Source organism: Photorhabdus namnaonensis, from assembly GCF_001684335.1.
Classification (GTDB): Bacteria; Pseudomonadota; Gammaproteobacteria; order Enterobacterales; family Enterobacteriaceae; genus Photorhabdus; species Photorhabdus namnaonensis.
In genome coordinates, this window is record NZ_LOIC01000088.1 from 308358 (window position 1) to 332533 (window position 24176).

The following is a 24176-nucleotide window of genomic DNA, read 5'->3' on the forward strand; positions in this document are numbered from 1 at the left end:
GGCTGTCAGCAACAGAGAGATTCTGAAATTCTTTACTTGTTAATGAAATCACTATCTTTCTCTGGTGGTCAGACAGAAAATTATATGCCACCTAACTTACCAATAGCTGGTCATACCTCATTATTCTAGACATTCAGAAAAATCTATCAGGTGGAATAGATTGATCATTAATATATCTATAAACGATCGTTTGTTAATAGATATAGACTATATTTGTTAAAATATTAACAATGACGTTAAATATAAATTCTGATTTTGTGCGCGAGGACAAAGAACGAATAAAAACAAATCAAAAAACAGAGGAAAATAGGGGCTTATTTATTGTTAACCTTGTTAATTATAAGGATTTTTTTAACGTGAAGCGGTTAGCAGATAGAATGCAGGGCTACAAACTAAAATAGCCCTGATTTAAGCAGAAGTACTATTAAGATGATACATTTACCAACATAACCTTGCCGATAACATCACCGGCTTCCATCATTCGATGTGCGTCAGCAGCATCTTTCAGATCAAAAACTTTACAAATTAATGGACTGACTTTTCCTGATTTCAATAATGGCCAGACATGTTTTTCCAATTCCCGAGCTATCTCTGCTTTTTCCTCTACACTGCGAGAACGTAATGTAGAACCCGTGTGAGTCAGACGTTTTAGCATTAAGGGCATCAGATTAAGATTTTCAGGGTTTCCTTTCATCATGCCAATCTGAATAATTCTCCCGAATTTAGCAGCAACCTTATAGTTTTTATTGACATAATCACCGCCGATTAAGTCAACAACCATATCAACGCCATGATTACCCGTGATTTTCAATACCTGATCAACGAAATCTTCTTTACGGTAATTAATCACAAAGTCAGCACCTAAACTGTGTGCGACTTTAACTTTCTCATCAGAGCCGACGGTAGCAATGACTCTGGCGCCAAAGGCTTTTGCTAACATAATAGTGACGCTGCCTATCCCAGAAGTACCACCGTGAATCAGCAAATTTTCTCCTTGTTTCAACTTGCCAGTCTGAAAAACATTAGCCCAGACGGTAAAAAAGTTTTCTGGCAATGCGGCTGCCTGAACAAAATCCAAACCATAGATAGGTAAGGCAACGGAGTCATGTACCAGGCAATATTCGGCATAACCGCCGCCGGCAACAAGGGCACAAACTTTATCGCCAAGATTCCAGCGTTCACAACCTTCACCTTTGGCAACCACCTCTCCTGCAATCTCCAAACCCGGCAATGGCGATGCATCCGGTGGTGGTGGATAGGAACCCATTCTCTGAAATATATCAGGCCGATTAACACCTGCCGCAGCTACTTTTACTAACAAGTAACCTTTTCCTGGCCGTGGCAACGGAACCTGAACCAGATGCAATTTCTCCGGGCCTCCGGGCTTAATGATACTGATCGCTAACATATATTGGGGCAATGAATTAATTTGGCTATGCATATATACCTCTTATTTCTTTTGACGATCCTTTTTATGAATTTAGTCTAAGTTTAGATGATAATATTATTTATTCTGATTTGTGGAAAGAGTGCTGAGGAATAATACAAGAATCTCTGTTATGTACTAAGGCGTTTGGCTGAAATTCCTTCACAAATGTCTAAGGCCATAGACACCAAAAAGTGGCAGGATGAAAATTGAGTAACAAGACGGTATCACCGACCTCGAGGTCTTCATTTCCAGTGAACATAACAGTTTTCACTGCGTTGATTCTAATATACCTATCTGTTATTAATCAATTCTTAGTACATGCAAAAAGAAACTGGTGACAGAACTTCCACATACTACCATTTCATGTATGCTGATTCTTTGAAATGACAAAATAATTGAGGTAGTTATGGGAACAACAGCAAAACAACCCAATGACCCGATAGTAAAACTGAAAAGCGGATTTGAACCGTCTGAACTGGTCAAAGCACGTATCATCAATCTTGCTGATCATTTTATTAATGTGCTTAAAAACAAAGATTCAGAGAGTATTTCCCTATTGTTAACCCTGTCTGATGATGAATTTTGGACAGAAGTCAAAGGACGAGCCAACTATATTGAAATAGTGGCAAATATCACACCGGAAAAGAAAGAACATGAGGAATTTATCGAAACGAGAAACGCTTTTCTGGCCCATCTTGGGGAATACGGTGGCGTTTATAAGTCCAGTAAGGTTGCTGATATATTAGGAGTAACCCGCCCGACAGTAAATAAATATGGTGAAAATCATAAACTCATTGTATTAAATTGGGGAGTAGAGAATTTATATCCTGTATTCCAGTTTTCGATAAATAAAAAAACGAGCAATAAAGGATACTTAAAAGGTGTTCCAGAAATATTGGCTAATTTAGGCCCAGTCAGTGGCGTAAAAAAGTGCAATTTTTTCATCCATAAAATCGAGACATTTGATCCTGGTATCGATCTGGCTGAATCCGCGACGGTACTGGATATTCTCAGAAATGGCGCCTCCAATGATGAAATTACTCAATTGGTAAGGCTGGCGAAAATATTCGGTTCTGTTGATTCTATATAAAGAATTCCAGTATGTAATTGAAAACAGCCATTTTACCCTACTCTCCTTCGAAATATATCAACTGCCCAAAAATACTTGTTCTCACAGTACTACTGTTTGTCCGCCATCGACTAGCAGTGATACGCCGGTTACAAACGATGCGAGATCTGATCCTAACCATACGACCGCATTTCCTACCTCTTCAGGTTCTCCCAATCTTCGAAGAGGCATCCTTTCTCGTAACCCGTCAAACATTTTCGCGACTTCCGGCGAGGAGAGAGGAAGCGCTGTATTGATCAATCCCGGGCATACGGCATTAACACGAATACCTGACGGCCCAAAAGCATCGGCCAATGCGGCCACCATCATATTGACGCCAGCTTTGCTAGTGGAATAGGCGGTTGTAAGTTGTCCTGTCCTAATGGACCCCATACTTGAAGTTGCCACAATACTTCCACGTTTGCCCAGTTTTATCATCTGTTCAGCAGCAGCCTGTGCGCCAAATAAAACGCCATCAAGGTTGACCGTAAGCAGCTTGTGAAAATCGTCTGCGCTAATCTGTGGGCCATCGGTAGCTAATGCGATTCCGGCATTGCAAGCCATCAAATCAACACCGCCGAACGGTGTAGCGACATCGACTAATGTATCCATCTCGCTCCGAGAAGTGACATTACATCGGTGGAATATGGCTTTTGTACCAAGCGAATGAAGACGCTGGAGCACCGGCGCTCCTCCCTCTCTGGGTTGATCCGTGATGTCGCCAATAATTACGGTTGCTGCGCCATGACGCGCCGCGGCTAAAGCAATACCGGCTCCGATGCCACTTGCTCCGCCAGTGACAATGACAACCTTACCTTCTAGCATATGGCCCATTTGATGTTCCTCATTGTATCGCGCTATCACAGGCGCTATTCGAGATATTTATTGATCCAGTGAAACACAGAATACCTATAAAGAATTACTCCAGAAGTGCTCATATAAGGCATATCGGTGAAGTAATGTTGATTTTATGAATTATGTCCCATTTTTCCTAAATGCTTAACATATTCAGACCTCCGATTACCATTAGAAAATGCCGGAGGTCCAAGTTTTCACAAATAGCTTATTCAGACTTGATCGTTATTATCTTATTTCGAACCTAGCCCGCGGCCTGGCAATGTTTGGCATGTTGGTCCACTTGATAAAGGCGCGACTTCTGGATATTTGTCATCAGGGGTAATGTAAACTCGCGTTGTTGCCACATATCCATCACTGAAAGTCGCTTCAATATAAGTCGCTTCCCATCCCATGTTTGGGGAACCCAAGGAAATTTCAACTTGTTGCAGCGTATTAATATCGAGTGGTGATGCTTTATATCGGATACCACATGCATAACGAAAATCTCGTGAAATTGGATTGGTAGCAGTCCAACGTATCACTTTTTCAGGTTTTTCTGAAAAATTGACGGTTAGTATTTGCGAATTCTGCTGTGAATGCAGAGTTGAATTAAGCTTTGGCAAAGGAATAGATTGCTGTAACCGATTAATAAATGTAATCAATGACTGTTCAGTAAAGTTCAGAATGCCACGATGATCAGAATTGGGGGCTACTCGTAAAGATTTGTCTCCAGGCAGAATATCATAATAGAGTCTTGCATTATCAGCCGCGAAATAATCATCCCCACTGGCATTGACGATGTATTTAGGAATGGCAAGTCGAGATTCATAAATTGATCCCAGATATTGCAGAGGATCTTCTATCTGCATTAATTTAGCAAATGCTGGCGTATTGACTTTTTCATCGACATGTTCCTGATAATACGGATAAAAAGCAATCGGCCAGTTTTTTCCGTAAGATTCATATATATGTTTAAATGCTGCATGTGTGTTAAGTATGTCGATAATAAAAGGCACAATTGCATCAACCCGTGTATCTGCTATTGCCGATAACCAGGTTGTCCAGCCTCGTTTCGAGGCGCCAGAAACAATAAATTTATTAATATTCCACGGTGTTAATTCCTGCTGTGCCAAAGTCATTGCTTGAGAAACAGAAGTCGCCATAGGAATATGTAAAGGTATCAACGACAGCTTCTCTGGCTTGTTCATGAATAATGTCCAACTGTGAGCAATACTATCATCTTCTTTTCGGGGTGTTCCATCGTCCCGGTACACGAGATATTGATTAGGAATATTACTGATCGAGATAATTATCGTATTTGTTGCCCGCGCAATAGTCGCCAAGGTTGTCACGCTGAAATCTGTCGGCAAAATTGGCGTCTCAGATCCACTATTATAGTTAGTCCCATTATTCACAACGACAAGCGCACGCGGTGAAAGCGGATGATCAGGAATAAATATATCAACATTGTGTCGCCATTCGGCCGGTAGAATAACGTTTCCTGGAGACCAGAATTGTGATGTTAATTGATAGTGACGTAGTTCAATCTGAGGTAATTTTTCTTTACTTAAAAGCGAATATTTAAGGGGCTGGACTGCTAATTCCTCTCGATAGCAGGGAAGTACATTGGTGAAATTGATATCAGTCTTATTAGAGCATAGTGATTTTTTTGTATTAGACTGGGCATAACTATTAGTATTAATAGCCACCAATAACCACAGGGTAATAATTATTCTTTTGAAAAAAATAGACATTAATTCATCCTTAATATATAGATAATTGAATAATATAGTTGGATAACTTTACCAATATGATAATTCAAGATCATAAACCTTAATATTGTAAATAATATATTTCTCTCCCGCAAACCTGGCTTCAATTTTAATCAAATCACCTAAAATAAAGCATTGCAATCAAAAAACTTGCCATCTTTTATTTATGCGAGATATTGATTATTCTTTTTAATAACATATTGATACGGCATGTACCAATCACGATCAATAGTGAATTTAAGTTGACTTTCACTTAGTGATCTCCGGCCAGTATCCCGGTAAAAAAAGGTCATGCTCGTTTATTATGATATCCGAATGTTAAATTCTAACGGTTAGATTTGCCTCGTCCTTGAGAGTTTAAAGGCGCCATAACGGTTTATATTCTCTCTGTAATAGGGGTCAAACCCCGAATGCTCAAAACGAAACTATATCTGCCGGATTAAGCGTACTTCTCACTCCAAGAATACCCTTTGCCAACGGAATGGCTACCGGAGAGAGATAGGAACCCAGCGGGATACTCGCGTGTTCAATGCGGGTAAGCATGGTAAAGTCGTCGTTGCGTCCGGTAAGATCGTCGCTGATAGCTTTGCCAATGCGCACCGTCTGCGCTACTCCATGACCACTCCAGCCATGTACCATATACACGGGTACTCTGTCGCTGCTCTTGCGGGCATCGATGGCGCCGTTTAGGGTCAGATCGCTGATCCCGCCCCAGGAATATTCTAGTTCGGCTTTTTCCAACTGCGGGAACACGGTTCTGATACGCTTAAGCAGATAGTTGTTCACATCACGCGGCGACCAGGAATTGCCAGTACCCTGTCCACCGAACAGCAGGCGGTTGTTGCGCACCGCACGATAGTAGTCAACCTGTAACTGTGTATCGTAGACCGGCAAATCTGACGGGATCAGCTCTTTGACATCCACTGGCAACGGAGGCGTTACCGCCACGTAGGAGAAAAAAGGCATCGTGGTGGAAAGGCCGGAGATAAACTCACCCGTGGAGGCATGCACACCCAACACCACGGCTTTACTTGCCCTGATAGTCCCCCGATCTGTTTCTATGACTGTGCCGCCAGTATCCTGCCTGATGCCCTTTACTTTCGTGCTGTCATAGATTCGCCCGCCCAGTCTGGCGAAACCATAAACCAAGCCACGCAATAGCGCCAGAGGTTGGACCTGCCCACCGATACTGTCGATATTCGCTCCGTGGTAGATGCCTGAACGTACATATTTTTCCTGTAGTTCGTGCGGTCCGATAACACTCATTGCCGTATCTCCCAACTGGCGCCGGGCATCGGCATTAGCCACCAGCGGCCCCATGTGGCCCGCGTGCACCGCAACAGTGATATGACCATATTTGCGGTCACATTCGAAACTATAACGCTCACGCAGCTCATCCACGAGATTCATCGCTTCAACAGATGCAAAACGCCATAAGCGTTTAGCCTCATCGAATGAAAGTTTTTCCAGTATGGTTTCAGCTTCCCAGCGTGCGAGTCCAGGGGTTATCTGTCCCCCGTTGCGGCCAGAAGCTCCTGAACCAATGTTATCCTTTTCAACCAGAATCACGTCCACTCCCGCTTCAGCAAGATGTAACGCCGTGGAAGCGCCCAGCAACCCACCGCCGATAACCACAACCTCACAGTTCTGGTCCCCAGGCAGGCTTCCCAAAGCCGGCCAGTCAGCCAAAGAAGCTTCATAATAGTTGGCTGGCATGGCGTCAGCGGCAGCGTCTTTATGCCAGCTCCAGATACGCGGGTCCAGCCCCAACCGGCTGGCTCTATGCTGCGCATCCTCCAACAGTGTTGGCCGGAGCTTATCAATATTGGCAGCCGGAGTATCGGCCGCGGTTGAGGTCCGGGCGAGCAGGGATAAGTTGGGAAGTACGGATGAAAGCACTCCCGCCCCCGCGAGCGTCGCGACGGTAGAGATAAAGTCTCTTCTATTCATTGTCATTTCAACACTCCTGTCATGATTTTAAAATCACCCGCTGATCTGGAGAGTTTCTCTATGAGTGAGTCCGGCTATCTGAGCTGTATTTATTGCTGCCCGAGCTCCCTTTCAGACCGGCGAGAATCAGCAGGATAACAGTGCCGATAAACGGTATGAGATGCAGCAGTAACCACCAAGCGCTACAGTTGATGTCGTGCAGGCGGCGGGCATTCACTGCTAGCGTGGGCAAAAGCGTGAGCAGCAGATAGACAGCGCTGAACCAGCCCATATAAACCTCAGGATTGGCAACGGCAAAGTAGCGTTCAAGGAAAGAGATAATAAATACAGCCAGGATCTGGAACAGAACGAAATACCAGAACTCCTTACGCCTGGCTCGCCCCTTGAAGCATGTATAGTTCTTTAATACATTTAAATACCAGTGCATTGTTATCCCCTCTTGTGATGCGGCAGATTTTATCTACTGTTCAGCCAGATCGAGCAGTACAGACTCCAAAATGCTGAGCGCTTCATTAAAAACGTTATTTTGTATGGTCAGCGGCGGAAGGAAACGGATCACGTTGCCGTGTACGCCACACGTCAGCAGGATCAGACCACGCTCCAGCGCTTTCTGACGTACCGCGTTGGTAAAGCTGACATTGGGTTCCTGACTGTCCGCATGGTTAAACTCCACCGCAATCATCAGCCCTAGCCCACGCACATCGGCGATCTGCGGGACACGCGGTCGCAGTTCATGCAGTCGCTGTGTTAGCTGGTCTCCCAACTGCGTCGCTCGCGCATTCAGCTTTTCTTCTTCGATCACATCCAGCACCGCATGAGCGGCCGCAATCGCTACCGGGTTACCACCATAAGTTCCCCCCAGACCACCAGGCACTACAGCATCCATCAACTCGGCACGTCCCGTTACAGCCGCCAGCGGCAAACCGCCCGCCAGACTTTTCGCCATAGTGGTCAGATCGGCGACAACCTCATGATGCTCCATAGCAAACAGTTTGCCCGTACGCGCGAAACCGGTCTGGATCTCATCGGCGATAAGTACAATGCCGTGGTAATCGGCGATCTCACGCAGAGCTTTGAGCAGTTCAGGAGGTGCCGGATAGAAACCGCCTTCGCCCTGTACCGGTTCGATGATGATGGCAGCGACGCGTGTTGGTTCAATATCGGCTTTAAAGAGATTTTCCAGCGCATTCAGCGTTTGTTCCACACTAATGCCATGCAGCCCGACCGGAAACGGAATACGGTAAACGTCGCCAACCAGCGGGCCGAACCCCATTTTGTACGGTGCAACTTTGCCGGTTAGTGACATACCGAGGAAGGTACGGCCGTGGAAAGCACCGCTGAAAGCGACCACGCCACTGCGCCCGGTAGCGGCACGTGCGATCTTCACGGCATTTTCCACCGCCTCGGCCCCGGTAGTGACAAAGACGGTTTTCTTCGCAAAATTACCGGGCACCAAGCGGTTCAGACGTTCGGCCAGCGCCACATAATTTTCGTAGGGCGCTACCTGATGACAAGTGTGGGTAAACTGTTCCATTTGTTCTTTGGCGGCCGCGATGACGCGCGGATGGCGGTGGCCGGTATTTACCACGGCGATACCGGCGGCAAAATCGATGTAACGTTGCCCCTGAACGTCCCAAATTTCAGCGTTTTCCGCACGCTCCACATAGACTTGCGTGGCTACGCTCACGCCTTTTGCAATAGCCTCGCTGTGTCTTTTGGCTAATATAGATCCAGTCATAAATGAAAACTCCTCAGCAATCTGAAATAAGCGAGCTTCAACAGACAGACGCACGATGCGATATAGCGGCCAGAGCTGGTAGAAGTAACTGATCCAGCGTCAAAGCCAGCATATCCGCCGCCGCAATGCCGACATCGGCCCCCAACGATGACTAAGCGGGCTATTGTAATCGTGTAGGTTCCGCTGCCGACATAATCCACAGAAGGACTGTCGATGAGCGTATATCTGCCTGTGTATGGGCATCCGGTTGCGGCGCGACCGCAAGCTTCGCGCCGGGTATCGATCAACGCTAAAAAATACCGTGGCGATGCAGCGCTTTCGCATCCTCCGGTACCGGGGTGATAGCATCCCAAAGCTCAGCCACTTTTCCGTCCTCAATGCGCCATAGCTCGAAGTAGCTGTGACGCGCTCCGGCGATACTCCCCTCTGAATGGGTCAGAACAAACTGCCCATCGGCTACCGTACGGTGAATTTTAGTGTAATGCAGCCCCTGCCCCTCATTTCTGAGTTGTTTAAGAAACGAGATGACTGCCGCCGTACCATCGGGAATATCGGGGCTGTGCTGGCGAAACAATTCACCATTAGTGTAGTTTCCAAACTCTTCGTAGTGACCTTCGATCAGGGTATGTGTGAAAAAGTTGACTACCAGCTCACGATTCTTCTCTCGGTCATGGCCATCGCCTGCTTCAGTCGGGCCGTCTAACTGAATCCGGCCACTGACGTTGGGTACCGCCTGCGGCACCAGGCCGTCCCAGTGCTCTACGATTAAGCCGTCAGCAACTCGGTACAGATCGAAACCGACCAACGGCCAGTTGTCTAATCCCGTAAAACGACCGTGGATGGCGACCAGATCACTATCTTGCAGTACACGATACGTTTCGTGATGCAGTTCAGGATGTGCCCAGACCAGCTCACGCAATCCGGCAAGACCATCTTTGACCAACGGCGAATGTTCGATGAAATGCGGTGCAAAATAACGCTCAAGCGCCCCTACATCACGGTCAGTAAACAGCTCGTGGTGCGCACGCGACACCAAGTCGCGTGGAGATCTATTTTGAATCATTACGGATGTCCTGTGTCAGTCGTTGGAACTCATCACATGTTTGATACGCGTATATTCATCGAAGCCGTAAGCCGACAGATCTTTACCATATCCGGAGCTCTTGAAGCCGCCGTGCGGCGCTTCTGCCGTAAGAGGAATATGGGTGTTAATCCAGACGGTACCGAAATCGAGTTCACGTGACAGGCGCACCGCGCGGCCATGATCGCGGGTCCAGACACTGGATGCCAGTCCGTATTTCACGTCGTTAGCTTTCTCTATGGCATCCTGTTCATCGCGGAACTTCTGCACCGTGATAACCGGGCCGAAAATCTCAGTCTGAATTGCTTCGTCGTGCTGTTCCAGACCGGTAATTACCGTGGGTTCAAAGTAATAACCCGAGCGTTCGGCCTGACGGCCTCCTGTTTCGATACGGGCATGAGCGGGCAAACGCGTAATGAACCCTTTGACCTGCTCGAGCTGACGAGCATTATTGAGCGGCCCATACAGAGCCTCTTTATCTTCTGGATAGCCAAAGCGGGTAGCTTTAGCTGCCGCCACCAATTTGGCGACGAAGGTATCGTAAACAGATTCATGCACCAGCACACGCGAGGCTGCCGTACAATCTTGACCCGCATTGAAATACCCCGCGGTCGCAATGGTCTCCACCGCTTTGTCCATATCCGCATCGGCGAAAACAACTACTGGCGCTTTGCCGCCTAACTCCAAATGCGCTCTGGTGAGATTAGACGCCGCCGAAGAGGCGACCTGCAAACCTGCGCGTACGGAACCCGTGATGGAAACCATAGCTGGCATTTTGTGTGAAACAACCAGAGCACCCGCGCTGGCATTACCCAACACCACGTTGAATGCACCTATAGGGAAGAACGGAGCGGCCAGTTCAGCCAGCAACAGAGTACTTTCCGGCGTGGTATCACTCGGTTTGAGTACCACAGTATTACCCGCGGCCAGCGCAGGCGCTATCTTCCATACTGCCATCATCAGCGGGTAGTTCCACGGCGTAACTTGCCCCACTACACCTAGTGGTTCGCGCCGAATGCTGGTCGTCATATCAGGAAGATATTCAGCAGTCGCTTTGCCTTCCAGAAAACGGGCGGCGCCAGCGAAGAAACGGATATGATCCACTGATGTCGCAACTTCCTCAGAGGCAATCAGATGCTTGAGCTGCCCTGTATTGCGGCTTTGCGCTTCGATCAGACGTTCCGCGTTTTTTTCCACTGCATCGGCTAATGCCAGCAACGCCTGCTGACGTGCTGACGGTGTGCTACGCCCCCAGATCTTGAATGCCTCTTTAGCCGATGCATAAGCTTCATCAACATCTGCTACAGTCGCGTTAGGAGAACGTGCATAGATTTCACCAGTGACCGGGCTTACCAGGTCAAAATATTCGGAACCTTTAGATTCAACATATTTACTATTAATGAAATGCCTGAGCGTTGGTACCGCCATAGTTACCTCCTGATGGATTGGATAACATAAAATATAACCTATAACTTAATATGTTCAATTGTTATGTGAATGTTAATTTTTTAACTAAAATAGAAGAGTAATTAGATACATACAAACAAAAATAGATGTAACTTTCGACACTCCTGTTTAGGAAAATATGCCGATCTGTGAGCAGGATCGAGGAGTTTTTTAACTGGAAGAAAATATTGAGGGGCCTGGTTATTTACAACATCAATATTAAAAAACGAAGTCTTATTGGAGAAATTACGATGAAAAAGACAATAAAAAATATATCTTTATTCGCAGTAATTATATTTTTTAGGTTTGACATTATCTCATGCAGAAATTATTTCACTTGGTGCACAAATCCAGAATATTGTTCGTCATAATGGTTCAGAGCCTGTGTCTCTTAATGTCTATAAAGTTGAAAGTGATGTTGAGTTTAATATTATTCACGACTTCTTTAGTAGATTAATTGACACAGGCATTGATGTAAGTTAAATTCCAATTTATCAATTAGTTGGGAAACTATAGATAATTGAATAATATAATTGGATAAATTTACGAATATGATAATTTAAAGTCATAAACTTTCATATTGTAAATAACGTATTTCTCTCCAGAAAACCTGACTTCAATTTCAATTAAATCATCTAAAATAAAATGATGAGAAACTTTTACATTCAAACCATTTTCATCTAAATTTGTGCTGCAATCAAATGGCTTGCCATCTTTTATCTCTGCGAGATATTGATTATTCTTTTTAATAACATATTGATACGGTGTGTACCAATCACGATCAATAATGAATTCAAATTCATTTTCACTTAATAATGTTTTCTTTATACTCTTCATAAAATAGGACAATTCTGGAATATATTTTTCCTGTGGCATTCTTATTGTAATCAAGTTTTTATCATCGTTTTCCCATATATTTTTATCTAACCGCGGCAAGGTTTTTAATATTTCTAATGTTTTTTCATTGGGTGTAATGCCCCATTTATTAAAAAAGGCAGCCAAGTTAACATTCGCCAGTTGAGATGATGACATTATAAATTGCTGTTTTTTATCACTATTATTGATTGGTAATGAATCCATTATTCTATATATTTGATGGAGCTGAGGATAAAATCCGTCACCAAATGTTAATTTTAATTGCCATAGCATTCCCAACTTTATATTAACGTCTTGAGTATCAAAATTCTTTTTTTCAGCGGCTAAATATTCTTTGATCTTGGGATAATATTTATCTAGCTGACTTGCTCTACCATAAAGCCCTTCTTGAACGGCTAAAGAATACAGGTTTACTGTAACTTCCATCATTCCGGTTCCTCCACTCCAGGTATAAGGAAATTGTTGCCTTTGATGACCACTTTCATGCCAGATCCCCCAACCATTATTGGTGGTTAATAACCGTTGAAGAGCCGCGTCACCATTAAATCCCATATGCCCATGAGTAGCGAACATATAAAAACGGTCTGATTCTACATATAATAATTTATTGGGATCGCTCTTATAGTCTGCTTTTCCATCTTCTAATAATCCTGATATATTATCCTGTAAACGAATAAAATTATCATAATATTTCATTAATGCATTGGGATCGGTAAGGTATTTCTTAGCACTCTTATATCTTACAACAATTACTGCTCGTTCACTGCTAAGTTGAATCACAGGTGCTTTAGAATATAATTCCATCATACTTTCCCAATCTGTATTACTGGTTTCATTCAGCTTAAATGATGGCACTGGTTGTAATTCTGATTTAATAATGACCTTTACATGACCATGATTGTTATTATTGGTAAAACAGAGTAAACCGTCATTCCTTGGTCTCAGTTTATTTAACCCTTTCGTTAATAAGTATTTTACTGGTTTATTTAATTCAGGGACACCAATCACCGCATTAATAGCACCGTTTATTTCTCCTTCAACATCAATAATCACTTCTTGACCGGCAATAACGTAAAACCCTGAGGGTTGTAATTCACTGTGTGCAAAAGTTCTTCGTTGTATTATTTTATATTCATTAGTAGAACCGTTACCTTGTACAATTACCTCTTTCTTATTTTCGCTCATTTCATTATTACCTTTTTATTTAGGATGGAAGTGTTGGAAAAATGCAGATTAATTGAATCATGTCGAATTTATAGAATAATTCATGATTCATTTTGAAATGATATCATTACTAACAAATTACCCAACATTCATAATAAAATCATCTATCAAGAAATGATTTTATTTCGCTAAGAATATTTTCCGAGTCAACTTTATCCCAGCTGCACATTAGCAATAGGAACTTTTACATCCTGAACAAAAGGGAGAATCGATAAAAAGGCTTAATTGTCGATTGCTTATCGGTTCATATTTTATAAATTCAATCAGGCTTTATTGACCTCGACCAGTAATGTTTGATGAGAGTTCCCATGTGCGAGTGGAGTTTTACGGGATGATGTCAGCACATTGACACAACCGCCCCAATCAACACCATTTTTATCTGGTTGCCACCATGCGCCGGTTGGCATTGCTACCACGCCGGGGATAATACGTTGAGTTACCTCCGCCGGGATCATAGAAACTCCACGATCGTTAAATACCCGAACCAAATCCCCTTGTTTAATTTTACGTTTCTGTGCATCCAGTGGATTAATCCACAACTTCTGGGTTTGCACCTCCTTTAACCAAGGATTTGAATATTGGGTTGAATTAGTGCGGCTTTTCCCTTTCCAGGTAATTAATTGCAACGGGTATTTTTTAGTTAATTTATCCTCCGGCCCTTCGAATGCCGGCACATAATGTGACAACGCAGGGATTTCAGGATGTTGCATGTCGTACAGACGTTTAGAAAATATCTCTATTTTTCCTGAAGGTGTGGGAAATGGATGATTTTCTGGGTCACGAATATTTTCTTCAAAAGCCACATAAGGCGGTATTTTGAAAAGATGTTTGCTTGTTCGTTGTAATTCCTCAAACGTGGGCAAATTTTCTTTTGGCATAGCCTGACGATTAGATTCCATAATATGGGCTATCCACGCTTTTTCGTCACGACCTTGACTAAATTCCTGTTCAACACCCAGTTTTGCTGCAACTTCGCGTATCCATTCATAATCAGAGCGCCGTTCGAATTCAGGTTCGATCAATTTTGATGACAGAATGAAATAACTGCCGGTGCCCCAAGGAAAGCCAATATTCCAGCGTTCCATAAAACTGGTTTCCGGCAATAAAATATCGGCATATCGGGCGCTTGGTGTTAGATAAAGATCACTGGAGACAATGAATTCAATTTTAGATTCATCTGCCAATATTTTTACTGCCTGATTGATATCAGGGTTTTGATTTGCAAGGTAATTACCAGCCAACGAGAATAATATACGAATATTGGTATTCAGCTTATCAGCGCCCACTAAACCGTCTGCCGGGGTAACTTTACTGGCATCATCGGCTGCCTGGACCCAGTTCATCACCGAGATTTTTTCTTTTACCGGGTTTTTACCAACATCAAGTCCATAGAGGGATTTATTACCAGCGATACCGCCGAAACCTGCTGCCCATCCCCCCTTTTTACCCACATTGCCGGTTATTGTAGCTAAAATTGTTGAACCACGTGCAACACGTTCACCACAGATATGACGTTGCGGTCCCCATCCTTGCATCAGGGCTGCGGGTTTAGTGCTGGCATATTCACGGGCAAGCTGGCGAATGATATTCGCCGGCACTTTAGTGATTTTTTCAGCCCATTCCGCTGTTTTCACAATGCCATCTTTAGCGCCTGTCAGGTAAGCAACCAGAGATTCATTGGCAGGAACGCCATCCGGCATATTGTCTTCATCAAAACCAATCGTATAAAGATTAATAAATTCTTTATCGTGCAGGTTTTCACTGACAATCACATACATCATTGCATCCATTAATGCGTTATCAGTTGTTGGCAGCAAAGGAATCCATTGGTCAGCCAACGAGGAAGCAGAATCAGAATAACGGGGATCGACAACAATAAATTTGGTACCGTTCTTTTTCATCTTCTGGAAATAGTGGTTGGAGTGACCAAAAATAGTTTCAGCGGGATTATGGCCCCAAAGGATCACCAAAGGGGTATCTTCCAAGGTATCCAGTGTGCTGCCCGAAGTTGCTACGCCATAGGTATAGGGTGTCGCTGCCGCTGTATTACCCATACTCACGGAATGGTAAAATTGTAAATGTCCGCCGGTAATATTAAGTAAGCGACGCAACATTTTATCACCTGATGATACACCGCCGATTACCGCGGTATTAACGCTAACGTAGCGGCAAGCCGGGCCATATTTTTCAGTAATATTTTTTAACTTATCCACAATAATGGTTGTCGCTTCATCCCAGGAGATTCGTTCAAATTTCCCCTCTCCCCGCTTGCCAACTCGTTTCATCGGATATTTTAAACGATCAGGATGATAAACAAATTTGCGATAGCCCCTGCCGCGGATGCAAGCTTGCATGATCGGCATTGCTTCATCGAGTTCATGATCAGGTCTGGTGGTGATGCGGGTGACAACACCTTCTCGAACATGAGCTCGGATATCGCATCTTCCTCCGCAATCAAATGTACTACAGGTGGGGACGACTTTTGTTTCACCCGCATCAATAACATGAATCGGCAGCGAGCCTTGGCTTGTTTTCTCTTCGGCGATTGCTTGACGGGTAGAAACAAAAGGAATAGATATAAGCGCTGCACTTGCTTGAATAAAACGATGACGGCTGACCGTCAGGTCATCATTCTGTTCATTGGCTTCATGATTTATTTTTTTATATTTCATATTAGCCTCCACATTGCATCTTATTCGTTGGATGTTATTTAGAAAAAGCGGTTAAAATGTTGATGGTGATCACGGATTAATATAATTCAGATCACATTTTATTGAAAATATTTTCTAAATCTGATCATCGATATTGATGCTGAAATAAGTGTTTTAAGACAACTCATATCAATGATTGAATATTTCAGGATGTAATATTAAATTTACTACTTAAATTTCATGATATTGATGTGGTCGCACCAAATATTTTATACTAATACTTAATGATAGTTATACCTCTCGCATTCAAAATAGGGTATTCAATAGAATCATATAATTTTAACTTAACATCTGAAATAGTCATAAACATTCTGAAGTTTAGTTTGTTAGATTGCATAAAAACCTTAATTATCAAATAATTGACTTCCCTGAAATAGATACCCGAAAATGAGATCTTCTTGGAGAACAAACGATGAATAAAACATTAAGGAATATATCCTTATTCACAGGCATTATATTTAGCAATCTGGCATTATCCCATGCCGCAATTATTCCAGCCGGTACATTATTGTCAGTTAATCAAGATATCGTCCGCAATAATGGTTCAGAACCTGTATCTCTTGATGTTCATAAAGTTGAAAATGATGTTGAATTCAATATTATTCATGATTTTTTCAGTGGATTAGTCAGCGCGGGCAGCAATGGAAAAATCAATCCTGATTTAGCGGTTAGTTGGGAAACTAAAGATAATAAAGTGTGGTTATTTCATCTAAGAAAAGGAATAAAGTGGTCTGATGGTTCCCCTATTACTGCCCATGATGTGGTTTTTAGCTGGCGGCGTTTGGTTGATCCCACAATTGCGTCTCCGTATGGCAGTTATCTTGGCAACATGCATGTAGTTAATGCTAAAGATATTGTTTCTGGTAAGAAGAAAATCGATGAATTAGGTGTAAAAGCACTGGATAATTTGACTTTAGAAGTGACGTTAGAACAACCGGTATCCTATTTTTTACAAATGTTGGCGTATCCTGTCATGGTACCCATCAGCCAAAAAGCGGTTGAAAAATATGGCGAAAAATGGACTCATTCCGATGTATTTGTCAGTAGTGGGCCATTTAAGCTGGCCGAATGGGTTGTTAATGAAAAAGTTGTTGGCATCAGAAATTCACAATATTGGGATAATGCCCATACTGTTATTAATCAAGTCACTTATCTTCCAATAGCATCAGAAACAGCAGATATAAATCGTTATTTGGCCGATGAAATTGACATCACCAAGAATATTCCATCAATTTTATTTAAATCCTTAAAGGCCAAATTAGGTAATCAGGTTCATATCACCCCGGCATTAGGTGTTTATTATTATGATTTTAATAATCAAAAAGCGCCTTTTAATGATGTCAGGGTCAGGCAGGCATTAAATCTGGCTTTAGATAAAGAGATCATAGCGAATAAAGTTTTAGGGCAAGGCCAAGAACCTGCTTATAATCATACCCCTCCAAATACTGGAGGAATGGATTTAGGGCAACCTGATTATGCATCATGGACACAGCAGGAAAGAGTTGAGAAAGCCAGGCAATTGCTAAATGAAGCGGGTTATAATAAAGATAATCCATTGAAATTTAAACTTCTTTATAATACATCAGAAGAGCATAAACGGATTGCTATTGCGGCGACTTCAATGTGGAAAAAAAGTCTGGATGTAGATATTATTTTGCAGAACCAAGAGCGAAAAGCGATGTTGGATGTTATTCGCCAAGCTAATTTTGAGATGGTGAGATATGCGCGGATTGCTGATTATGATAATCCTGCCTCGTTTTTAAATAACTTTGTTACTGATAGTTCTAATAATACATTCTTATATAGCAATCCTGCTTATGATGATTTGATAAATAAAGCCAAAGCAACAAATGAACGAAAATATTTTCAGCAAGCGGAAGATATTCTGGCAAAAGATGTACCGGCAATTCCTGTTTATTACTATATCGGTGTTAGATTAGTTAAGCCTTATATTGGTGGATATTATATGAGTCCGTTGGGTTTTGTGTCGACAAAAGATCTTTATGTTATTAAGCATTAATAACATATTATTGTAGTATTTGAGTAGATATTACAGTTTTGAACAGATTTTAGCTTTATAGGTTTGCTCCCAAACTATGTGGAGCAAACCTACGTAACAAAGTTTAAAGACCGAATTTTTCTTTAAGTTTATCAAGCTGCTGTTGTTGAAATAACTCAAACTCAGCTCTTGGCTGCTGCAAGCGTATAGAATCTAACATTGGATCTTTGACTTCCGTACGAACGCCGCTCATCTGTTCAAGTACAGCCAATCCACAGAATGGGACATAAGACTCCGCATACCCGCCTTCATGAACAACGACTAGTTTTCCGTCGCATAAATTATCTGCTGCTTGTTGCACTAGCTGGGTCATCTCCCGAAAACTTTCACTATGGAGCTGCATCCTTGCCAAAGGGTCCACCGCATTTGCATCATAGCCGCAGGCAACAATAATTAGTTCCGGTTTAAAGCGTTCAAGCGCAGGAAGTACTATCTGTGTCATTGCATAGATATAGCTATTATGTCCGGCTCCAGCAAGTAGTGGGATATTCAGGTTATAACCTGTCCCCTCACCTTCCCCAATATCATCTTCACCGCTGTATCCGTTAGGGAAACAACCATCCTGATGTAGCGAGATGGTCAAAACATCAGAATGATCCCAATAAATATGCTGAGTACCATTACCGTGATGAACATCCCAATCAATGACCGCAACTCGTTTTAAATCAAAGCACGCTTTGGCCTGTTCAATAGCCAATGGGATATTTGCTAGAAAACAAAATCCCATTGGCTTATCAGGCAAACAGTGATGACCTGGTGGTCGAGAAAGGCTGTAAGCATTATCAAGCTCACCGCTAAGCACGGCTTTCACCGCAGCACAAGCCAGGCCGGCTGAGAGTTTAGCAATTTCATAACTTCCCGGTCCCAGAGGGGCTTCTGTACCAAGCATTCCTCCACCATTATCACTGACTTGCTTAAATCGCTTCAAATACTCTTCTGGATGGATTTTACGTAGTGTTTGCTCATCAACAGGCGATGCCGAAGAAAGATGCAAAGAGTGGCTCAAGCCTGATACATCCATCAAATTTTTCAACCGCCTTTTTGTTTCCGGCGATTCAGCATGTGTAGTTCCAGAAGAAGGCTGAACCCAACCACCGACAGGTAGAGTCATTACATGCATGCCCGTACTATGCCAAAAACAATATTCATCGAAGAAAAAACCCGTTTTTCGTTTCATTATCTTTTCCTTCTACATTTAATTAATTCACAAATCGTTTTCATTACCCGATATCGATAATTTCTTTATTTGAATTATCTGCATAAGAATAGACTGACAAAGATATATCACCATAACTATGAATAAGTGTTTTTGAGATAGCTGATGTTATCTAAAACGCATTAATTGACTATTTTTTGAACCATGTGAAATAAATTAGGAAAATTATATTGTTTTATATTACAAAAAATAATAACAGGCATGTTTTGAACAAAATTTCAATAACTTAATATAATTAGATTATTAATCAATTTATGAAATGGATAATCATATTATATTTATCTAGAATTGATAGTTAAGTCCTGGGGCTTTATTTGTCATAGATAAATCATCCTGTAAAATGGAGGACACTATTATGTATAAACATAAAGTGAAAGCGATGACTTTAGCCACGACGATAATTACTGCTTTATTTAATGGCGCATGGGCTCATGGTTATATTGACAGCCCAGGAAGTCGTGTATTCCTTTGTTCCGCACAGGGAAATGAACAAAATACGGATTGTGGGTTGGTTAAGTATGAGCCTCAATCTCTTGAAGCGAAGAAAGGCTTTCCACAAGCGGGTCCAGAAGATGGCCATATTGCTAGCGCTGGCATTGGTCATTTTGGCGAATTGGATATTCAAACTGAAGATCGTTGGAAAAAAATCCCTATTACTGCCGGTGATATTGCGTTCCAGTGGGAAATTGTGATCCAACACAAAACCTCAAGTTGGGAATATTTTATTACCAAACCTGATTGGGATCCCAATAAACCTTTAACCAGAGAGCAATTTAATAGCACACCTTTCTGTTTTGAGGATTATCAGGAAAAAATGCCGGGCAGCAGAGTTATTAATAAATGTACCTTACCAGAAGGTTATAAAGGTTATCACGTTATACTGGGTGTTTGGACAATTTCAGATACCCTCAATGCATTTTACCAAGTGATTGATACAACAATTAGCCCTGCTTGATATTTGGTACATCTTATAAAATAACTATTATCGGGAACAGCATCATGCTGTTCCTGTTTAAATAGTGCTTATAACCGTTTACAGAAGAAAATGGCCTAACTAGCCATAAAATGTTTTGAGTTTTTCAGCTAGTTGTGTGGGTGTAAACTCCCCTGTGGCCGTTTTCACCGTTAAGTCCGCGACAAGTAACGCTAACGCAGCGAGCTCAATGTCGTTTATAACAGGCTGGCCATCTCTTTTTTAATCATTTATTTGTGAAATTTGTGAATGATGTATTACTGCTTTGCGAGTGTAATGTTGGGTTTGGAGTTTGATTTTTGCACCTTTTTTGTTTTATAATAAATGTATGTTGTAACTAATTTTGTTATTGAAATGAATAAATACTTATCAATTGAAGATTTGAATCGTTGTTTCCAACAACAAGAGAGTAAGTTGAAACAACTGTACGAACAACTAGATAACTATTCCCTTCTAGCCGCCCACGTGTTCGTTTTGCCAGAAGTAGAGAAAGGAAGTGAACATGAGCCAGTAACGGAAATCATTGTTAATGAAATGACCGGTAATGACGCACGAAATCTAGGGTTAAGTCATTACCAGAAGCTATTTATCTATCACAACAATCAAAATATCAGTAGTAAAGCCGCGGTTCGTCTTCCCGGAGTATTATGTTTTTCTGTGAACCAACAACAATATCGATCTGCTTTACTTTTGATTGAAGAAATTAATAAGTTGAAAGCAGAACTTGAACATATTGTAACTGTGCAATCAGGGGTGGATAAAGAGCAACGGTTTGAATTTGTTCACAGTCAGCTACATGGTTTAATAACTTTAAACGCTTACAGAGCCATCACTCCCCTTCTCAATCCCGATTCAGTTCGCTTTGGTTGGGCAAATAAAAATATCATCAATAAAGTCACAAAAGATCAAATTCTGCAACGTTTGGAAAAAAGCTATAACTCAGGACGTGCCGTTTCCCCTTATTCTCGTGAACAATGGGCAGCATTAGTCGCCAAAGAAATTATCGATATAAAAAAATTATCCGATGATGTGGTGTTAAAAATCAAACGTCCAGTGAAAGTACAACCTATTGCACGAGTCTGGTATGCGGAACAACAAAAACAGGTGCAATATGCTTGTCCACTACCAATAATTGCATTTTATGTTAACTATGGTGATAACCAACCAAAGATAGGCAGGCTTGCTAACTACGATGCCAATGGCATAGTGTATCGCCATAAACCCAAAGCCAAACCACTGGAGTTGATTATTCCAAGACTACATTTATATCGTGAGATTTAGTGTGTGTTGCTAATTTGACCAAAGAGGTGCTTATGCAAGTTTTTACACCAATATTGTTTATACATACAGTATATTGCAGCTATTCAGGAACAGGCTATGCCGGCAACATATTCACGTTATTGATTCAACTAAGAATTACGGTCAGTCGGGCCAGAACGTCATCCATGATTTTTGCAGGCACACGCTCAAGCCGCTTTCCGCCCCGTGCGCCCATGTCAATTGTGCGCGGCTGATCGCAGCGCACAACGCCGGTTGTACGTGTACCGGCACCGTCCAGCGATACTGCAAAGCCAGCGGTACGGGCAAAATTACCACCGCTGGTAACGGGTACTACTACAGGCAGGCGGGTCACGCGGTTAAAGGCCGCTGGCGTGACAATCAGCACCGGCCGCGTTCCCTGCTGCTCATGGCCTGCGGTAGGGTCGAGTGAGACAAGCCAGATTTCCCCTCTCTCCATATCAGATTGCCTCCCGGCCTGCAGCTGGCGCGTCCAGCCATTCACGATCTTCTGCACTGATTTCGGCATCCGGATCGCACTGTGCCAGCAGTTCAGCAAGCGAATATTGTGGGCGCTTGTGCGGCTCCACTATCAGCCGGCCATTATCAATGACCATGCCGACTTCATTATCTGCTCCCAGAGACAGTGCGTTCAGCAGCGCCGGCGGAACGGTCAGCATAACGGAGCCACCGACTCTCTTCAGACGAGTGGTATGCATATTTCACCTCCATAAAAGTTATATATAAATATAACATCCAACAGGGAAATAAACCAAGCGGCAACACTAAAAAGTTAAATAAATATATAACTTTTTATCCCAGAAGCGTAGCAGGCCCACTGCCAGTAGCGGTGGAAACCATAAACCTAATCCCACGTATTCCCGTTTAAATAAAAAACCGGAGCACTCGTCTCCGGTCAGTATTTCATAGCTCAAACAACAATTACTTCAAGCTGCCAACCATATCTTCTGGACGAACCCATTCATCAAACTCAGTTTCTGTCAGATAACCCAGTTTCATCGCCGACTGTTTCAATGTCAGCCCTTCTTTATGAGCTTTCTTGGCAATTTCGGCGGCTTTGTCATAACCGATATGCGTATTCAATGCCGTTACCAGCATCAGAGATTCATTCAGCAATTGAGTAATGCGATCGCGATTAGGTTCGAGACCGATTGCGCAATGTTCATTGAAGCTACGCATACCATCAGCCAACAAACGAACGGATTGCAAGAAGTTATTAATCACCATTGGACGGAACACATTTAGCTCAAAATTACCAGACGCCCCACCAATATTGATAGCAACATCATTACCCATCACCTGAGCACAAAGCATAGTCACCGCTTCACACTGAGTTGGGTTAACTTTACCTGGCATGATTGAGCTACCCGGTTCATTTTCAGGAATTGAAATTTCGCCGATACCACAGCGAGGACCGGAAGCCAACCAACGAACATCGTTTGCAATCTTCATCATGGATGCAGCCAGACCTTTTAATGCGCCATGAGAATGAACCAGAGCGTCACAAGTCGCCAGCGCTTCAAATTTATTTGGCGCAGTCACAAACGGATGATTGGTCAGTTCAGCCAATTTCTTAGCAACACGAACAGCATATTCAGGATGAGTATTTAAACCGGTGCCAACCGCGGTTCCCCCTAGCGCCAGTTCACAAACATGAGGAACGCTGTCTTCAATGTGTTTCAGGTTATGCGTTAACATCGCTACCCAACCAGAAATTTCCTGGCCAAGGGTCAATGGCGTCGCATCTTGCAAGTGTGTACGACCAATTTTAACGATATCCTTATAAGCTTCAGCTTTATCAGCCAATGTTTTTTGTAATATTTTCAGCTCAGGGATAAGGTGTTCACGCAACGCGATAACAGCGGCAACATGCATTGCTGTTGGGAAAACGTCGTTAGAACTCTGACTTTTATTTACATCATCATTAGGATGGATAAGGCGTTCATTCCCTCTCGCCCCGCCAATGATCTCACTACCACGGTTCGCCAACACTTCGTTCATGTTCATGTTACTTTGTGTTCCAGAACCGGTCTGCCAGATAGCAAGCGGAAATTCTGTCGGATGTTTACCTTCCAGCACCTCTTTCGCGGCAGCAATAATTGCTTCTCCACGCTCTTGCGGCAGAAGGCCCAAATCCATATTGACACTGGCCGCAGCCTGTTTGGTCAATGCCAGAGCATAAATTAACGCAACCGGCATTTTCTCCTGCGAAATGCGGAAATGCTCAAGCGAGCGTTGAGTTTGCGCTCCCCACAATTGGTCAGCAGGTACTTCGATAGGCCCCATTGAGTCTTTTTCAATGCGAGTGGCTGCCATTACTATCTCTCCTTAACACACAGAATAATCGAATCAGTCTTTGCAGATAAACTGATTAACATTCTGTTATCATGCCACATATTAGTTCCTGATTATGCCAACCAAGTCGTATTTATCGTATTGTGGTAGAAAGGAAATAGA

At 42.8% G+C, this 24176-nt stretch carries 18 protein-coding genes; 4 read left to right on the forward strand and 14 right to left on the reverse strand.

Annotated features, from left to right (window positions below; all coding sequences use genetic code 11):
- Nucleotides 1–424: 424 nt before the first annotated feature.
- Nucleotides 425–1441 (reverse strand): NAD(P)H-quinone oxidoreductase, encoded by a 1017-nt coding sequence (locus Phpb_RS20335; RefSeq protein ID WP_065391942.1) that lies wholly within the window; start codon nucleotides 1439–1441, stop codon nucleotides 425–427.
- A 394-nt stretch (nucleotides 1442–1835) separates the two neighbouring features.
- Here Phpb_RS20335 and Phpb_RS20340 point away from each other — a divergent pair, with 394 nt between their 5' ends.
- Nucleotides 1836–2519: a hypothetical protein gene (locus Phpb_RS20340; RefSeq protein ID WP_065391943.1), complete on the forward strand. Its 684-nt coding sequence runs from the start codon at nucleotides 1836–1838 to the stop codon at nucleotides 2517–2519.
- Between the two features lie 81 nt (nucleotides 2520–2600).
- On the opposite strand, the gene Phpb_RS20345 is transcribed toward Phpb_RS20340, so the two are convergent.
- The 9 genes from Phpb_RS20345 to Phpb_RS20385 all read right to left on the reverse strand — a co-directional run bounded on the left by Phpb_RS20345 (nucleotide 2601) and on the right by Phpb_RS20385 (nucleotide 16133).
- Nucleotides 2601–3371 (reverse strand): glucose 1-dehydrogenase, encoded by a 771-nt coding sequence (locus Phpb_RS20345; protein ID WP_065391944.1) that lies wholly within the window; start codon nucleotides 3369–3371, stop codon nucleotides 2601–2603.
- A 254-nt stretch (nucleotides 3372–3625) separates the two neighbouring features.
- Nucleotides 3626–5128: a PhoPQ-activated pathogenicity-related family protein gene (locus Phpb_RS20350; protein WP_065391945.1), complete on the reverse strand. Its 1503-nt coding sequence runs from the start codon at nucleotides 5126–5128 to the stop codon at nucleotides 3626–3628.
- A gap of 432 nt (nucleotides 5129–5560) precedes the next feature.
- Nucleotides 5561–7102, reverse strand: coding sequence for an NAD(P)/FAD-dependent oxidoreductase (locus Phpb_RS20355; RefSeq protein ID WP_065391946.1), 1542 nt, complete (start codon nucleotides 7100–7102; stop codon nucleotides 5561–5563).
- A gap of 52 nt (nucleotides 7103–7154) precedes the next feature.
- Nucleotides 7155–7523, reverse strand: a complete 369-nt coding sequence (locus Phpb_RS20360) for a DUF805 domain-containing protein (protein WP_065391947.1) — start codon at nucleotides 7521–7523, stop codon at nucleotides 7155–7157.
- Nucleotides 7524–7556: 33 nt separating this feature from the next.
- The gene (locus Phpb_RS20365; protein ID WP_065391948.1) at nucleotides 7557–8834 is read right to left on the reverse strand and encodes a 4-aminobutyrate--2-oxoglutarate transaminase; all 1278 of its coding nucleotides are present in this window, start codon (nucleotides 8832–8834) and stop codon (nucleotides 7557–7559) included.
- Between the two features lie 289 nt (nucleotides 8835–9123).
- Complete coding sequence (locus Phpb_RS20370; protein ID WP_240492632.1) at nucleotides 9124–9867, reverse strand: nuclear transport factor 2 family protein; 744 nt, start codon at nucleotides 9865–9867, stop codon at nucleotides 9124–9126.
- Nucleotides 9868–9912: 45 nt separating this feature from the next.
- A complete protein-coding gene (locus Phpb_RS20375; protein ID WP_065391950.1) occupies nucleotides 9913–11343 on the reverse strand; it encodes a gamma-aminobutyraldehyde dehydrogenase in 1431 nt (476 codons plus the stop codon).
- A gap of 561 nt (nucleotides 11344–11904) precedes the next feature.
- Nucleotides 11905–13422 carry a M60 family metallopeptidase gene (locus Phpb_RS20380; RefSeq protein WP_065391951.1) on the reverse strand — a complete coding sequence of 506 codons (1518 nt, stop codon included), beginning with the start codon at nucleotides 13420–13422 and terminating at the stop codon, nucleotides 11905–11907.
- Between the two features lie 302 nt (nucleotides 13423–13724).
- Nucleotides 13725–16133: a DMSO/selenate family reductase complex A subunit gene (locus tag Phpb_RS20385; protein ID WP_065391952.1), complete on the reverse strand. Its 2409-nt coding sequence runs from the start codon at nucleotides 16131–16133 to the stop codon at nucleotides 13725–13727.
- Between the two features lie 451 nt (nucleotides 16134–16584).
- Here Phpb_RS20385 and Phpb_RS20390 point away from each other — a divergent pair, with 451 nt between their 5' ends.
- Complete coding sequence (locus Phpb_RS20390) at nucleotides 16585–18192, forward strand: ABC transporter substrate-binding protein (RefSeq protein ID WP_065391953.1); 1608 nt, start codon at nucleotides 16585–16587, stop codon at nucleotides 18190–18192.
- A 103-nt stretch (nucleotides 18193–18295) separates the two neighbouring features.
- On the opposite strand, the gene Phpb_RS20395 is transcribed toward Phpb_RS20390, so the two are convergent.
- On the reverse strand, nucleotides 18296–19408 hold the full coding sequence (locus Phpb_RS20395; protein ID WP_065391954.1) for a class II histone deacetylase: 1113 nt from the start codon (nucleotides 19406–19408) through the stop codon (nucleotides 18296–18298).
- A 394-nt stretch (nucleotides 19409–19802) separates the two neighbouring features.
- Here Phpb_RS20395 and Phpb_RS20400 point away from each other — a divergent pair, with 394 nt between their 5' ends.
- Together Phpb_RS20400 and tus are read left to right on the forward strand one after the other, a co-directional pair.
- A complete protein-coding gene (locus tag Phpb_RS20400) occupies nucleotides 19803–20402 on the forward strand; it encodes a lytic polysaccharide monooxygenase (RefSeq protein WP_065391955.1) in 600 nt (199 codons plus the stop codon).
- A 372-nt stretch (nucleotides 20403–20774) separates the two neighbouring features.
- Nucleotides 20775–21701, forward strand: a complete 927-nt coding sequence (gene tus / locus Phpb_RS20405) for a DNA replication terminus site-binding protein (RefSeq protein WP_065392018.1) — start codon at nucleotides 20775–20777, stop codon at nucleotides 21699–21701.
- A 124-nt stretch (nucleotides 21702–21825) separates the two neighbouring features.
- On the opposite strand, the gene pemK-mt is transcribed toward tus, so the two are convergent.
- The 3 genes from pemK-mt to fumC form a co-directional block, all read right to left on the reverse strand.
- Entirely contained in the window at nucleotides 21826–22158 is a 333-nt protein-coding gene (gene pemK-mt, locus Phpb_RS20410) for a type II toxin-antitoxin system toxin endoribonuclease PemK-mt (protein WP_040148720.1), read from the reverse strand.
- A 1-nt stretch (nucleotide 22159) separates the two neighbouring features.
- Nucleotides 22160–22417 carry a type II toxin-antitoxin system antitoxin PemI gene (gene pemI / locus Phpb_RS25645; protein ID WP_036805903.1) on the reverse strand — a complete coding sequence of 86 codons (258 nt, stop codon included), beginning with the start codon at nucleotides 22415–22417 and terminating at the stop codon, nucleotides 22160–22162.
- Between the two features lie 223 nt (nucleotides 22418–22640).
- On the reverse strand, nucleotides 22641–24035 hold the full coding sequence (gene fumC, locus Phpb_RS20420) for a class II fumarate hydratase (protein WP_065391956.1): 1395 nt from the start codon (nucleotides 24033–24035) through the stop codon (nucleotides 22641–22643).
- Nucleotides 24036–24176 lie beyond the last annotated feature (141 nt).